This is a genomic window from Rhizobium aethiopicum (assembly GCF_014197535.1).
GTDB classification, from domain to species: domain Bacteria; phylum Pseudomonadota; class Alphaproteobacteria; order Rhizobiales; family Rhizobiaceae; genus Rhizobium; species Rhizobium aethiopicum_A.
This window is the reverse complement of sequence record NZ_JACIFV010000020.1, coordinates 10,589-25,859: the sequence shown is the minus strand read 5'-3', so window position 1 is coordinate 25,859 and position 15,271 is coordinate 10,589. Positions and strand designations below refer to the sequence as shown.

Below are 15,271 nucleotides of genomic sequence, written 5' to 3'. Positions count from 1 at the left end.
TGATAGGGAAGATTGCGCACGTCACGTGCCCTCGCCGACCGCCAGACCGGCAATCGAACGGTATTGGGCAACCCCTTCTGGCGCCAACTCTTTGATAAGAGCCATGAAGTCCTTCGAGACAAGTCGCTGCGCGCGCTCCAGGAGGGCTGGCAGCGGGCTCGCGGGCTCATTCACCTGGTACCAGTGGCAAATGCGGCCAAGAATTTCGACAACGTCATCGCGGTTGCGGATCACTTCGGGGTAAGAGGCCTTGCTAGAGTCTGGCAATGGAGATGCCGGGGCTGCAGGCTGGGCCCTTTTCCGATGGGCGTCGACCAGATCCTTGGCCTGGGTGAGTAGCACTATCAGAGGGTCGAATCGAACGGCCTCGTCACTCGCGACGTGCTGCCGAACACTCGCGTCTAGATGGGTGGCGGCTGCCAGGCTGGCGTGGAGACCAGTGCTGATCTGCTCGAGCTGCAGTGGATCGGTGTCGATGAAGGCGTGCTCGATGGTCGAACGATCAATTTCCGTAGATTGGGACCGTAGCGCACCAGCCCAATCGCGGAGCGTAAAAGTCCCGAATTGCCTGGAGGAGGTGAGTGGGACTTGGCGTATTTCTGCCAAGAGCCCGGAGAGATCGCAGAGGCTCGCTAGAGCGTTGAGGCGAACGGTCTGATCTTCGTCATCTTCTGGATCCGGTCGCGGATGTAGCTCTGACCAGTAGAGCTCGACATAGGCCGCGAGCAGCTCAAGCCCCCGACTTAGACCAGAGAAGCCGAACTGACTGAGGGCGGATCGTGTGAGCAAGATTCCGACTCTTAGATCCTTAGTGCGGGCAGAAAGGTCGAGGCCAAGCCGCCACACCTCTGTCCAATCGGGAGCCTCCTCGGTGGCGATGGAGTCGCCTATCTGCTGGTGCGGCTTGCCATGCGACGCTATCTCCAGCTCCAGGAAGCTCAAATCGTAATCGAGAGCATCCCCGCATGCGTTGCCGTCGCTGATCGGTTTTAATAGATGATCTGCATCGAGCATGACCCAAATCCCAGTTTTCCCGACATAAAAGATCGTCGCGCCTCTGTTTCTCAATGTTTAGCAATGAGCAGACGCGATTGCTCATGCACAATCGACATTCGTATATGTCGTGAATGCTTGGGGCGTGAATGCCGCCGCTTCGGATCTTGACGCAGCTATGTGCTGCTCAGGCGCGAGGGACACCTTGTGAACAACAAGAAGCTCTTCCGGGTCCATCGGGAGGAGAAGCTCACGATGCGCAAGCGCCGTGGCCGGAAACGAGCGAAAGGCAAGCGTTGGTGTTGATCCCGCTGGCTGCCAATGATCGTTGGCGCGGGTTCAGGCTTCTGATGGTCGTGAGGAAAGCCGGACTCTCGTCGCCGATACTTCGCTCTCCGGCCTGCGGTCGCCTGTGGACTGGATCGGGTTATCGAGGAGCGTGGCAAGCCAAGCACTCTGGCCTCGGCTAACTAACCCTGCAGAGTTCGCCCAGATCGGCAACCCGCGACGTGATGCAGTGCTGCGCAGCCGGAATGGTCTCCGCACCTAAACCCGCCGATGCCGCCGCAGATGCGCAACCCACCGCTGGAGCGAACCCCAAACTGGATAAACTTGACGGTACAAGCTCAGCCAGATTGAATTGACATCGTCGGGCAGTCGTTGCAAAGGGCAACCTGCGGAGTACCGTTGCAAACGTGAGCCTGAAGGCCTCCAACTACGAAGTCTTCGCGCGGCCGCCTCCGCGCCAGTTGCTGCATAAGGTGGATGGCGTCCTCGGCGATCGCTCTTGGGGGTGTCGGCGCGCGGACCCTCATCGAACGAGCGGCCAGCCGGCGGTCCATCGCGCGTGCAGCGACCCGGCGTCAGTGGTAGAACGGCTCGAGCACTTCAACGGCATTATACTCCTGCGCTCCGCCGGACCGCCGCACGAGGCATATAGGGCGACAATCTGGATGAGATCCGTATTGACCGCATGTAACGATGCTCCCCGAGATTCGCACGTTGCCTCATTCATTTTGCTCCCAGTTGGAGCGAAGGAGTGGGGTGCGGAGATGGCGGGGTTTCGCAGCGGCCGGCCTCCTTCGTGAGCGCCATTGCCGTTTTCGACGGAAGTCGAAGGTTAATAACCATCGTCGCGGTATTTACTTTTGACAATGGGTGTGATGCGGCTTTGCGTGATCTTCTAAAAAGAATCGAGTCCCGCCGCCAATCCCCCGTTCTATCGCGCACCTACCGCATCCCAACGTGACTGTCGACCCTGCTTCCATTAGTCGTGCAGGGCAACCACGCGGTCTCTCGTGCAGATCCCTGCGATTTCGAATTGACGGACACCGACCCCGTTTGACGGTCGTGGAGTGCACGCACTTAGTCACCCTAGCCGCCCGCGCACTGCAACCCCGCTGTAGCGATCCTTCTACCTCTATGCTAAAGAAAGTTTTGGAAAAACTTGCCTCGTCGCCATCGTTCGACGGCGGCCTTGGCGCCAATCTTGCGAGGAGCGGGCTGATGGTCGCAGCGGCATGCGAGCCGACATTCTGCGCTCCCGACCGTCGAAGACGAGGTCGCTCTCGGCGTGTTAGTCAGCCGGAATGCGCCGGCCGTCGTGCCCCTAAATATCGATCTCGAGCCAGGTATTGGCCTCCAGACTGAAGAAAAATTCGGCGCTCTCACATGCTCATGCAATCCCGTGGTGGACAACCAACGCACATGATGGTGCAGTTCCTAGGGAATGTGGTGATGAGTCATGAGCCGTCCTATATCACCTTGAACGCTGCCCTCCTGGCTATCCGTTTCTTCGAGGCACCCACGATTATGGCGGCATCGGCGGCGCTGAGATCGGGATGGGCCGCCTTCAGCGCGTCCGCCCACGCCCCCTTGCTCTGCCCCGGCAGCTGCGGTGTCTGCCTAGCGATTTCGTCCAGCCTCGCCTGGTCCTGGGCCGACACCGTCTGGAACGCCGTCCTCACGGCGATATCGCGCCTTACGGCACCCACGACTATGGCGGCATCGGCGGCGCTGAGATCGGGATGGGCCGCCTTCAGCGCGTCCGCCCACGCCCCCTTGCTCTGCCCCGGCAGCTGCGGTGTCGCCGCCTTGATCTCGTCCAGCCTCGCCTGATCCTGGGCCGACACCGTCCGGAACGCCGCCCTCCTGGCGATATCGTCCCTAAAGGTGCCCAGGATGGTGGCGGCATCGGCGGCGCTGAGATCGGGATGGGCCGCCTTCAGCGCATCGGCCCAGGCCGCATTGCTCCCCCCCTGCCGCGGTGTTGCCGCCGCGATTTCGTCCAGCCTCGCCTGGTCCTGGGCCGACACCGTCCGGAACGCCGCCCTTTTAGCAATATCCTGCTTTATGGCACCCACGATTACGGCGGCATCGGCGGCGCTGAGATCGGGATGGGCCGCCTTCAGCGCGTCCGCCCAGGCCGCATTGCTCTGCCCCGGCAGCTGCGGTGTCTGCCTAGCGAGTTCGTCCAGCCTCGCCTGGTCCTGGGCCGACACCGTCCGGAACGCCGCCCTCCTGGCGATTTCGTCCTTTGCGGCGCCCACGATGGTGGCGGCATCGGCGGCGCTGAGATCGGGATGGGCCGCCTTCAGCGCGTCCGCCCAGGCCGCATTGCTCCGCCCCTGCCGCGGTGTCACCGCCGCGATTTCGTCCAGCCTCGCCCGGTCCTGGGCCGACACCGTCCGGAACGCTGCCCTCACGGCGATATCGTCCTTTAAGGCGCCCACGATTGTGGCGGCATCGGCGGCGCTGAGATCGGGATGGGCCGCCTTCAGCGCGTCCGCCCACGCCCCCTTGCTCTGCCTCGACTGTCGCGGTGTTTGCCTGGCGATTTCGTCCAGCCTCGCCTGGTCCTGAGCCGACACCGTCCGGAACGCCGCCCTTTTTACAATATTATGCTTTACGGAACCCACAATTATGGCGGCATCGGAGGCGCTGAGATCGGGATGGGCCGCCTTCAGCGCGTCCGCCCACGCCCCCTTGCTCTGCCCCGGCAGCCGCGGTGTCTGCCTAGCGATTTCGTCCAGCCTCGCCTGATCCTGGGCCGACACCGTCTGAAAAGCCGCCCTCCTGGCGATAACCCGCTTTACGGCGCCCACGATGGCGGCGGCATCGGCGGCGCTGAGATCGGGATGGGCCGCCTTCAGTGCGTCCGCCCACGCCCTCTTGCTCTGCCCCTGTAGCTGCGGTGTCTGCCTGGCGATTTCGTCCAGCCTCGCGTGGTCCTGGGCCGACACCGTCTGGAACGCTGTCCTTTTAGCAATATCCTGCTTTACGGCATTCACGATTATGGCGGCATCGGCGGCGCTGAGATCGGGATGGGCCGCCTTCAGCGCGTCCGCCCACGCCCCCTTGCTCTGCCCCGGCAGCCGCGGTGTCACCGCCGCGATTTCGTCCAGTCTCGCCTGGTCCTGGGCCGACACCGTCTGGAACGCGGCCCTTTTAGCAATATCCTGCTTTACGGCACCCACGATTATGGCGGCATCAGCGGCGCTGAGATCGGGATGGGCCGCCTTCAGCGCGTCCGCCCACGCCCCCTTGCTCTGCCCCGGTAGCTGCGGTGTCTGCCTGGCGATTTCGTCCAGCCTCGCCTGGTCCTGGGCCGACACCGTCCGGAACGCCGTCCTCCTTGCAATATCGTCCTTAAAAGAGCCCACGGTTATGGCGGCATCGGCGGCGCTGAGATCGGGATGGGCCGCCTTCAGCGCGTCCGCCCACGCCCCCTTGCTCTGCCCCGGCAGCTGCGGTGTCGCCGCCTTGATCTCGTCAAGCCTCGCCCGGTCCTGGGCCGACACCGTTCGATACGCCGCCCTCCTGGCGATAACCCGCTTTACGACGCCCACGATTACGGCGGCATCGGCGGCGCTGAGATTGGGATGGGCCGCCTTCAGCGCGTCCGCCCACGCCCCCTTGCTCTGCCTCGACTGCCGCGGTGTCTGCCTGGCGATTTCGTCCAGCCTCGCCTGGTCCTGGGCCGACACCGTCCGGAACGCCGCTCGATTGACGAGATCGCCCGTTGAGGCCCCCACGATTATGCCGGCATTCGCGGCGCTGAGATCAGGCGCCAACGCCAGCGGCCTTTGAGCATATAACGTCTGCCTGCGGCTGGGCCTGGGATCTGCGTCCTTCTCAGTAGTCCGCCTCTTGCGCCCGCCACCGGTCGGATCGCTGGGCTCCGCGGGCACCTCGGACATGGCCGAATGCTCCTCTCTTCCACCCGGCACCTCGGTGGGCCCGGCAACCGCTGAGGCTTCTAAATTCCCAAGGCCATGCAGCCCCCCGCGCTGAGGGCCAGTCTCCAGCGGCTGGCCCTCGACGAGGTGAATAGTGCGATCGGCATTATTGTATTCATCTGTTGTCCTCGTGAGGTTGAACGCGGTCTCTGCCGGGACGACCGGAACTCTCGTCAGTTCCGTCATGTCAGCCATCATTTGCGGGGTTTGTTCTTCAGGGCTTTGAAGCTCGGTCGGCGGGCTTGGCTGGTCGACGCTTAGCCTTTCCACGTAACGCAATACCGAATTCTCTTGCCAGATGTCGTCCGAATTGAAGTTGTCGGCCACTTGATCGACACGCGCCACTGAAGACTGCGCTCTTTGATCCGCTGGGTGCCGGCCCTCATCCGGCCGCGAAGAGCCCTGCCCCTTAGTCCGAGGGTCCCTGTCAACCATGCTCACCCCCCTGGGATATGGCCTTCAGGAAACAAGGGGTCAGCTGTCGGGCACCGACTGCTGACGGAAGGTCAGAATTTATCAGGGGCTCAAGCGACTTAACCAGAGTGCAAGGGGCGCGACTGCGACCATCGACCGCTCCAGCTTGCCGAGCCTCGTTCGGACGCCGCTCAATCACCGTGGGTCCCGTTTTTTGCTGTTGTGGCATGGGGCGGCTCTGCGGAATCGAGCTCAGGTGACGGGAGGCCGGCAGATCCCGAAGACATGGCCAGGCCGTTGATAACTGGTAGCGTAAACGCATCATTGCAGCAGAACCTCAAAAACCACGGAGAAGAGCCCGCGATTCAAACTAGCGCAGTCCCGGTATTGGATTGCATGCACAGGTGATATGCTCGCATCCGGTTAGTGAGCGGCTATGGCGCAGCTCCTGCGTGAACCCATAACGACAGCGGCGATCCTTCGAGAGATGCAGCGACGACCCGTTCTCCAGACCGGAGGTCCGTGCTTGATGTGGCGATCGGCACGGATTGCTATCAACGCTGACGGCCGCCGGTGCCGCGCAAGCCGGTTACGACGAAACATCGACATGATCTCTTCTATGGTGGGATTGGCCCAACGATACCAGGGTAGTGGCAACTGTCGCCAATTGCGGCGCCAGTGAGGTCGGCCTTCGTCTTCGAACTCCTTGCTGGCTTCCGCTAAACAACGCGGCCTTATCACAAAAGGCTGGGAGATTTAACGATGATTCCGGCATCCGGACTTCTGCGCATTGCCGGCCGGTAATAGCGCGAAAGACTTGCAGCAATCGCAGCGCCGGCGGCACCCGTGACTAGTATCCGCACTGCCTGGCCCGTAACAATGCGCTGTGACCAGCGGAAGCCGATCTCGTGGAAAGACAAGGCATGCTGCGGGCTGATATGATGAAAGACGCCGGCAATGGTGCGGCGGACCCGGGACTTGAAACCTCCCACCGAGTGGACGGCGACTTGGACGAATTCGCGGCTCGAATGCTTTACGTTCTCATGCGTAGCAAAGCTCTTGCCAATCGCCATGAACGCCTCACCGCCCATCAGGCAGGTTGCGGTTCGATCCCTTTCGCCGTCGCGCGCCCTGCATGTATCGAAAGGCCTTTTCGGCCCCGTCCAGGCGGTAGACCGTCCGGATCCATTCTCGGTCGCTCACCGAGATGAAAACGGTCGATCTCCACCGTGCCATCTTGCATGTGCTCGCGCGCCAACATGAGGCGCAGCGCATATCCCATTCGCTAGCTATTGGGCATCACCAAATGTGGAAATGCCTATCTTCGCCGCATGAATGATCCATGCCGCCAGGGCTGCTATCCCGCACCTGGCGCGAACCGGGACTGCAACCGGTTCGTGGATCGTGTCCAGGAGGTGGTTGTCTAATCGCTAAACTGGTCGTCAAGGTGCTTTAGGGGCGGCGGCGCGTGAAGACGATGTTGGCGGCGGCACTGCCTCAGCGTATTCAGGAACATTTTCGACGAGGCAATGCGCATCACGTGTCACCTTGCCTGTTGCGCTGCTCTTTTGGCCCCGTACTTGCGGCGCCGGGTCTCAAGGCTTCCGGGCGGTCATTTGCGAGATTCATCCCGTACGAGTGACAGGACAGGCGAATTGGCGCGTTGTAGGTCAGTGTGAACATGAACGACCAATAAGGCTCTGAGGGCAACGGGCTACTGAGCGACAGTCTAGATGAGACCCCTTGCTTGTCGCGCTGCAAGGGGGCTCATGACCAATCCTGATGAGCTTCGGCGCTTGCATATCTGAGCTGTCCCGACACGCGATGCCCTTCTACCAGCGCATTGTTGGATATCAGATGTGCATGCAAGGGGGCAGTGAAGCTCTGCTACTTTTACGGAGAAAGCCGTTCTGTCAGGTGGACGCGAGGCGAGTCTTGAATGTCGTGGAATAATAGGGTCGTCTGGTCGGAGGGCTTGTTCCTCCGCCCGCAGCATTTTCAGCAGGCCGATCGTCACGTCGAACAGCTGGTGCGCAGCAGGACGGCGGTTTTGCATGGGTACGGGTGGGGTATCAGCGAGCTGCGGCTCAATCGAGAGCTGCTTGGTCTCGGTAAGATCGCCATCGAAGCGGCTCGCGGCGTCTTGGAGGACGGGATGCCCTTCAGTATTCCTGACGAAGCCAACCAGCCAACTCCCTACGACGTTCCGCCGGATTTTCGAGATTCGCTTATTCACTTGGCGGTACCGTTTTATCAACCCGGCGCTCTTGAAACCGACGCGCAAGCGGGAATTGACGTACCTATCCGCTTCGCAGTCTCCACTGAGGATGTTGTCGACACCAACGCTGGCGAGCGAGGCAGCGCCTCCATCGACGTAGCGAGGCTGGATTTTCGACTGCTGCCGGACGCGGCAGACCGGTCTGGCTACACTTGCATCCCAATCGCCCGTATCATAGAGGTCCGGGCCGACCGACAGATCATTCTGGACGAAACGCACGTGCCGCCAACCCCCGACTGCGCCAGCTCCCGGGTCCTCTCGAACTACATCACTGAGATCACCGGCCTGCTTCACCATCGTGGTGAAGCTCTGGCCACTCGGGTCTCCCAGTCGGGAACGAACCGGGTTGCAGAGCTCGCGGACTTCCTTCTGCTGCAGGCGATCAATCGGTACGAGCCGTACTTCTGCCACCTGTCCAAGGCCGCCGTTGTAAATCCGGAATCGCTGTATGTTCTCATGCTCCAGTTGGCGGGTGAACTAGCCACGTTCGCCCGCGTCGATAAACGTGCCCCGACCCTTGGTGTTTACAAGCACGACTCTCTCGCGGAGGCGTTTTTGCCAGTGATACAGTCGATCCGGGCTTCGCTGGGTGCAGTGATTGAGCAGACTGCGGTCCCCGTACCGCTGCAGCGGCAAAAATACGGTGTCCATGTGGCTGAGGTGGCCGACCGCTCTCTCTTTACGACCTCGAGCTTCGTGCTGGCTGCTCGGGCTGATATTGAGGTCGAGCGCCTCCGGCGCGAGTTCCCGTCTCAGATTAAGATCGGCCCGGCGGAGAAAATCACGGAACTCGTCAATGTCGCACTGCCCGGCATTATCATCAATCCCCTACCGGTCGCGCCGCGTCAGATCCCGTTCCATGTTGGATTCAGCTATTTCGAGATCGATCAAAATAGCCGCTTCTGGAAGGATATGCCCCAATCCGCCGGCTTGGCGCTGCACGTTGCTGGCGACTTCCCAAATCTCGAAATGGCTCTCTGGGCCATCCGAGCCGGACAGAACCCACATTTGAGTTAGCCCACCAATGCCCCTCACGCTACGTGTACACAGCAATAGATGTAGTTTTCCGGAATATCTCGTGCCGGGCGACGCGGCTGGTGGACTGACTACCAGCCGAGCAGGCAACAGCCTGGTTCTGCCGGATGATCAGCAGATGGTCTCGAAATCCCACTGCTCAATCGAGTGCATGGCACGGCGATACGTACTGATCGACCGAGGCCGCGACGACACATGTCAAAATGACGAGGCGGTGCCGCTTCCGTCAGAGGCGCCGGTCGCCCGGAAAACCAGCGATGTTATTCAGATCGGCGCCTATATGACCGATGTCGTCGCGGTGTCGCCTTCGATATCCATTGCGGAGAGTGCCGCCGAACCGGAGGGACAACTTGCAGCGACAAGTGAGGAGTTGAGTCTTCTTGGCCCCCTCGAAACGGCCTCGTCGCTCCTGGCGGGCAATTGCACCCGGGGTGAAGAAGCGCTGCTGGACCTGAGGGACGGCGAGTTCCTACCATTGCCGTTCTTAGGCACTCGTTTAGACGCGCTGGCGGGCATGATGAGAAGTCCGTGGGATATCTACGCAGACAGTGTGCCAGATCGGGCCCCCATCTTGACGCAACCCAAGGTGGAGCAATCATCTCGCCAAGAATCATCGAGCGGCGGTCACGGCTTTCCTTGCCGCCTGCGGCTTATCATTGGCAGATGTCCGGAATGCCGGCATCGTAAGCGTGCTGGATCGTGCAGGGAAAATGCTTCTGTATTCCGCCGCGCTGCACAGCATACTCTCCGAGCGAGAGCTGGCGAACAATTATTCAGAAATAAGAGTTCCGACGAAAAAACCCTGAGTCTCGTTCCCGATGTCGGTGAGGCGTTGCGCGCAGTTCTGTGCAATGACTCCAGCGGGTCCCTCCGCGGAGACCTGGCCGTTGAGCAAGCCTTCACCGACCGTGGGACGCATGACGTGTCATTCGCGGCTGTGCAGAAGGCTCTGTCCAGCGTCCGTGCACGCTTGTCCCTAGCAGGGATCGAGAAGGCGATGGGGCGGCCCCGTTCCCTTTTGCACCGCAACCATAAGGCGCGAAACCGGAGTGCGTACGTGCGCGTCTTCAATGACGTCGTATCGAGCATCGAAACCGATTTGCTCCGGAGCTTCGGCGCCGACTTCGCGCGCCCAGTGCGAGAGCGTAGTCGACCCGCCCGCCGATCCCACGATGAGAGCGTCCGCTCCGAAGGGAAGTGGGCGGGTTGATGATGGTGATTGAGGAAACGATGCCAAAATCCCAGCCACTCGTCCTCCTTCACGCCGAGGAGCAGTTGGCTGTCCCTTCGCCGTCATCGCCAGTGGCGGACGAACTTACCTGGGAGATGCTTGCGCTCGACCGACTTAATCCACTGGTCGCGGCCGCGGCGGCGCTGCTGGGTCTCAGCGCTCAGCTCAAGAGCAGTGCTAGCCATATCGACGTTGAAGCACTGCGCCTTAGGGTGCTGCGGGAGATCGATGCTTTTGAGCGTCGGATCACGCCGCTCGGATTGCCCTCGCGAGCGATCAAGGTCTGCAAATACGCCCTCTGCGCGACCATCGATGACATCGTTCTGAACACAGCCTGGGGCAGCAACAGCGTCTGGACGACGCGCAGCTTGGTGGGATCGCTGTTCAGCGATACCTGGGGCGGCGAGCGCTTCTTCGATCTGCTGACGCAATTGAAAAATGAACCGGCCATCAATATAGAACTGCTGGAGCTGCTCTACTACTGCATGAGGTTGGGCTTCGAAGGCCGCTACCGCGTCACTGCGGGAGGAGCCGCAGAGCTCAGTGTGCTGTGCGAAGACGTCTACCGCCTGATCCGAGCAGCCCGTGGTGACTTCGAGCGCGAACTATCCCCGCACTGGCGGAGGAACTCAAATAATCCGAAGCCACGCCGCACAATCGTTCCAATCTGGGCCGTCGTAGCGTTTGGGGCAGGATTACTCCTCTCGATCTATACCGGACTCCTGCATGCATTAAATGCCCGCGCCGACGCTGTCTTCAACGATATCGCGACATTGCCGCCGAACGGCGTTGTCAGATCGGCGAGAATCGCATTGCCACCAAAGGTTGTTATGAGCAGCGACCGACTGCGTAACTTCCTCGAGCCCGAAATCCGCGAAGGGCTTGTCACTGTGTCCGAGGACCCACAGCAGATCGTCGTTATCATTCGCGCCTCCGGGATGTTCGATTCTGCTAGTCCGGAAGTGAAGAAAATGTTCCTGCCGCTTCTTTTACGAATTGGTCGTTCTCTGAACGGTGAGTCGGGATCGGTCCTCCTGACCGGGCACACCGACGCCATTCCGGTGCAATCACTCGCCTTCCCTTCAAACGATTCCCTTTCGCTCGCGCGTGCGAGCGCAGCTGCCGAGATTATCAAATCCATGATGGATGACCCAGGCCGCGTGCGAGAAGAGGGCAGAGGGAGCGGAGAACCGGTCGCTTCGAACCACACGCCCGAGGGCCGCGCGCGGAACCGTCGGATTCAAATCATCATCACAAAGACACAATGAAGACAAGCCATGCAGTCAATCAAGAAAGCGCTTAGGTGGCAATGGCTCCGTGTCGGCGGGGCGGCGATCGTATGTGCCTTAATCTTCACGCTCGGACCGCATATCTCGGTCGGAGGATTTGCGCCGCTTGACAGCCTTCGCAGCCAGATCGCGGCATCGATGCTGATTCCGGTCGGATACACCGTGATCTACTTGATCCAGTCCCAGCTTTACAAGGTTCAGGCCTATTTTGAAGACCTCGTCCAATCACGAGTGTCGGGAGCGCTGGACGCGGGTGGGGCCGAGCAGAAGAAGGGAGACCCAAGGCCTTCCGACCGAAGTGTGGGGCAAGCCAGCACGCTTGCTGAAAGAGAGCTGGAGGCGATTCGTCATCGTTTCCGCGAGACCCTTACCACACTCAAGGGGCGCCGCTACGCAGGAGGTATCAGCAGGCGGTGGCTCTATCAGCGGCCCTGGTATGTGATGATCGGTCCGCCCAACTCGGGGAAGACCACAGCAATAGTCAATTCCGGGCTCAGCTTTCCGATGGCGGCGAGGTCCGGTCTGAGAGCCGCCGGTGGGTTAGCGGGTACGGAAAACTGCGACTGGTGGATCACCGATGACGCGGTGTTCGTCGACACTGCTGGGCGCTACACGATACAGGAGGGTGATGCAGACCGGGACAAAGCGGTTTGGCGTGGCTTGCTTCGTATGCTCAGACGCTCCCGGCCACGGCAGCCGCTGAACGGTGTCTTAGTCACGATCGCAATCAGCGAGCTGAATTCTACATCCGAGGAAGTGCTCGCCGATCGCGCGCGCTGTATCCGTGAGCGGCTCCTCGAAGTGTACAGGGAGCTTCGCCTGCAACTGCCGATTTATGTGCTTTTCACTAAGAGCGATCTGCTGGCGGGATTTGTTGAATTCTTCGACGATCTGGGTCGCGAGGGGCGGGAGGCGGTGTGGGGGTTCACCTTTGCGCAAGAGGCGTCGGAGGACGAAGGCGATCCGATGGCGTTTGCCGCAGCATACGATGCGCTTGTTGGCCGCCTAAACGAAAGGCTGCTTGAACGAATGCAGCACGAAAGCAACCTCCAGCGTCGTGCGCTCATGTTCGGCTTCCCACAGCAGGTCGCTAGCCTCAAGCACCTGACGCAACAGTTCTTGAAGGAAGCCTTTGGCGGGAATTCGTTCCAGGAACCGCTTATGCTCCGCGGCGTCTACTTCTTAAGCGGCACGCAAATTGGCATGCCCTTCGATCGAGTTGCGAACGCCAGATCTCAGACCTTCGAGATCGCTCAGCCGCCCTGTACAGCGCTTCGTGGCCCGGGCCGTAATTATTTCATCAGCCGGCTGCTGCGCGAAGTCGTTTTCGCCGAAGCTGGGCTCGTCGATGCCAATCACCGCTTCGATCGGCGCCAGCGGCGGATCCGGTACGGCGCCTACACGATGATAGCGGCGGTCATTGTTACCGCCAGCGTCTTATGGACGTTCAGCTATATTCGGAATGTTCAGCTGATCGAGAGCGTTCGCCTAATGGCTGGCAGCTATGCCAGAGGGGCTGAAAAGCTGAAGCTCGACCGGGTTGAGAGTGGCGATCTTCGACCCATCCTGCCACTGCTTCAGCGGCTGCGTGATGCCAACGGCGACAGCGCGGGCGGCCGCCTATCAAGTTCGGGTCTCGACCAGAGTAAGAAAATCAAGGTTCAGACGCTCGCGGCGTACCGCCGCGCCGTGAACACCATCCTGCTGCCGCGGCTGATGTTCCGGTTGGAAACCTTATTGGTCGAGCGGCACGACGATGATCAGTTCGTCTACCAGGCGTTAAAGGTTTACCTGATGCTGGGTCAGCAGGGTCCGCTCCAGCGCGCGGTCGTCAAAAACTGGATGGCTGCCGACTGGCGAGTGATGTTTCCGGCCGAAGCCGATGCCGGCCTGCGCAGCGCGCTCGCTGATCACCTGGATGCACTCATGGAAGGGCCGCTGCCCCATAGTGAGCTTAATGGCGAACTGATCGAGAGGAGCCGCGCGAAGCTCCAGACCGTCTCGATGGCGCGCCGCGTCCTCGACATCATCGCGACCAGTCCCGAAGCCTCGCGGGCGCCAACCTGGCGTCTGGCCGACCATGCCGGGCCGCTGGCGCAGGGCGTCCTGGCTCGCAAATCGGGACAGCCGCTCAGCGAGGGGGTTCCTGGCATCTACACGAGGGCGGGGTTTTACGGAACCTTCCTGCGATTGCTGCCGCAAGTGGCTGACGCTGTCGCTGCAGAAGGCTGGGTTCTCGACTCACAGGTAGTCGCGCCGATTGCAGCCGGTGATGTGAGCCAGAAGCTGCGGCGTTCGGCGGCGGATCTCTACGCTCAGGAGTTCGCGTTGCGCTGGGACCAGCTCATTGGCGATATGTCCATCCGCCCGTCTGGGGGTATCGATGACGCGCTGCGCACCTTGAACACGCTGTCCGCGCCGACGTCACCAATGCGCCTGTTCCTTTTCGCGGCGGCGCAGGAGCTAAAGCTCAAGCAACCACCGGCTCCCGAGGACGGCTTGACGAAAGGTGACAGTGTCCCCCAGGGCGAGGTGTTGCCAAGCGAGCTCGAGGCACTGTTCCGGTCTCAACCGGCCGCGGACACGCCTGAAGCTCACGTCCAGCTCTATATGGGCGATCATTTCCGGTGGCTGCACCAGCTGGTCGAAGTGCCGTCGAACAGCCAAGCGGGCGCGCAGGCGCCGATCGACAGTGCTCTCCGGGATCTCGGCGAACTGTATCGCTCCCTCAGCCAGGCGCAGGGGCTGGCGGGTTCGAACATCTTGGAACACAACGGGCAGGCGGGCGTCGCCATCCAACAGATCGAGGCGGGGGCGGCCGATCTGCCCGAACCCATCCGGCAATGGATCCTCGGCCTCAGCCGCCACAGCTCGGACCTAACCGTCAGCGGCATGAGGCGCGGGTTGGCGAGCGGTTGGGCGGGCGGCCCCGGCGATTTGTGCCGACGGGCTACCGAAGGACGGTATCCCTTCGCGAGCGGATCCCGCCGGGATATCCCTTTGAGCGATTTCGCCCGGCTGTTCGGCCGCAAGGCGGAGATCGACACTTTCTTCGCCGAGAACCTTTCCCCATTCGTCGACAAATCCAAAGGTTCGTGGCAGTTTCGGCCAACGAGCGGTGTCGATTTCCCTATCGGCCGCAATACCTTGGCCCAGTTCCAACGGGCAGCCACGATCCGCGACACCATGTTCGATGATGCCGGCCAGGTGTCAGTTGGATTCCTGCTCACCGTCGCCGAGACCGATCCGTTGACAGACCAGGTGGTGGTAGACATCGACGGCCAGCGCCTCGAACATCGACGAGGAACGGCCGCCGCGGCCATGCATTTCCATTGGCCTACGGCCGGCGGCGTCGGCGGCGCTTCCGTCGCTTTCATCGGTTTTCAAGGCGCCACCCTCTCTAAGAGCGGCCATTGGGCGCTGTTTCGCCTCTTAAATGAGGCGGATAAGCAGCCATTGGGAGGAGGGGACCTTATTCAGGTACGACTGGTGTCCGGTCGCCATTGGGCGGTTTTTAACCTCCAGCCTGACAGCGTGATGAGCCCGTTGTCCCGCAATCTGCTGTCAGAATTCCGATGTCCAGATTTCTTATGAACGCCGGGATAGCATCCGACTGGCGCTGGGAAAGCCCTATGGGGTCACGAGACGCCCACGCAGGTCTGCGGCGGGAGAGGTCGGCATGTCGGTTGCCGGCCGGATCGGAGGCGGTCACGGCTGCGACTGGCGGCGATCGTCGCTTGATCTCGGCGCGCCGCTTTCCCGCTCGACTAGACCGCTGGAGAGCGCGGTCACC

6 protein-coding genes and 2 pseudogenes are annotated in these 15,271 nt (G+C 61.2%); 5 read left to right on the top strand and 3 right to left on the bottom strand.

The annotated features are described in order from the left end of the window. Window positions 1-21: 21 nt before the first annotated feature. Window positions 22-1,014, bottom strand: coding sequence for a type VI secretion system protein TssA (tssA, locus tag GGD53_RS22835; protein ID WP_004680423.1), 993 nt, complete (start codon window positions 1,012-1,014; stop codon window positions 22-24). Between the two features lie 93 nt (window positions 1,015-1,107). Here tssA and GGD53_RS22830 point away from each other — a divergent pair. After that, window positions 1,108-1,464, top strand: a pseudogene (locus GGD53_RS22830) (IS3 family transposase); the annotation flags it as partial. A gap of 1,283 nt (window positions 1,465-2,747) precedes the next feature. Here the strand turns inward: GGD53_RS22830 and GGD53_RS22825 are convergent. Both GGD53_RS22825 and GGD53_RS22820 read right to left on the bottom strand, forming a co-directional pair. Beyond that, entirely contained in the window at window positions 2,748-5,417 is a 2,670-nt protein-coding gene (locus GGD53_RS22825; protein WP_245441483.1) for a hypothetical protein, read from the bottom strand. Between the two features lie 965 nt (window positions 5,418-6,382). Next, window positions 6,383-6,930 (bottom strand): annotated as a pseudogene (locus GGD53_RS22820) (transposase); the annotation flags it as partial. Window positions 6,931-7,584: 654 nt separating this feature from the next. Between GGD53_RS22820 and tssK the strand changes: the two are divergent. From tssK to tssM, 4 genes are read left to right on the top strand one after another with little or no spacing between them, the layout of a single operon-like run. After that, window positions 7,585-8,940 carry a type VI secretion system baseplate subunit TssK gene (gene tssK / locus GGD53_RS22815; RefSeq protein WP_016737477.1) on the top strand — a complete coding sequence of 452 codons (1,356 nt, stop codon included), beginning with the start codon at window positions 7,585-7,587 and terminating at the stop codon, window positions 8,938-8,940. Window positions 8,941-8,947: 7 nt separating this feature from the next. Next, window positions 8,948-10,168, top strand: a complete 1,221-nt coding sequence (locus tag GGD53_RS22810; protein ID WP_210256236.1) for a type VI secretion system-associated FHA domain protein — start codon at window positions 8,948-8,950, stop codon at window positions 10,166-10,168. Next, window positions 10,168-11,457 (top strand): type IVB secretion system protein IcmH/DotU, encoded by a 1,290-nt coding sequence (gene icmH / locus GGD53_RS22805; protein ID WP_012489524.1) that lies wholly within the window; start codon window positions 10,168-10,170, stop codon window positions 11,455-11,457. The genes GGD53_RS22810 and icmH overlap by 1 nt, the downstream gene beginning before the upstream one ends. A 9-nt stretch (window positions 11,458-11,466) precedes the next feature. Continuing rightward, the gene (gene tssM / locus GGD53_RS22800) at window positions 11,467-15,072 is read left to right on the top strand and encodes a type VI secretion system membrane subunit TssM (RefSeq protein WP_085861380.1); all 3,606 of its coding nucleotides are present in this window, start codon (window positions 11,467-11,469) and stop codon (window positions 15,070-15,072) included. Window positions 15,073-15,271: the final 199 nt, after the last annotated feature.

Bases quoted from the DNA above. Each gene is read 5' to 3' on its own strand.
- GGD53_RS22825 (WP_245441483.1), bottom strand. From the start codon at position 5,417: ATGACGGAACTGACGAGAGTTCCGGTCGTCCCGGCAGAGACCGCGTTC.
- tssK (WP_016737477.1), top strand. From the start codon at position 7,585: ATGTCGTGGAATAATAGGGTCGTCTGGTCGGAGGGCTTGTTCCTCCGC.
- icmH (WP_012489524.1), top strand. From the start codon at position 10,168: ATGATGGTGATTGAGGAAACGATGCCAAAATCCCAGCCACTCGTCCTC.
- tssM (WP_085861380.1), top strand. From the start codon at position 11,467: ATGCAGTCAATCAAGAAAGCGCTTAGGTGGCAATGGCTCCGTGTCGGC.
- GGD53_RS22810 (WP_210256236.1), top strand. From the start codon at position 8,948: ATGCCCCTCACGCTACGTGTACACAGCAATAGATGTAGTTTTCCGGAA.
- tssA (WP_004680423.1), bottom strand. From the start codon at position 1,014: ATGCTCGATGCAGATCATCTATTAAAACCGATCAGCGACGGCAACGCA.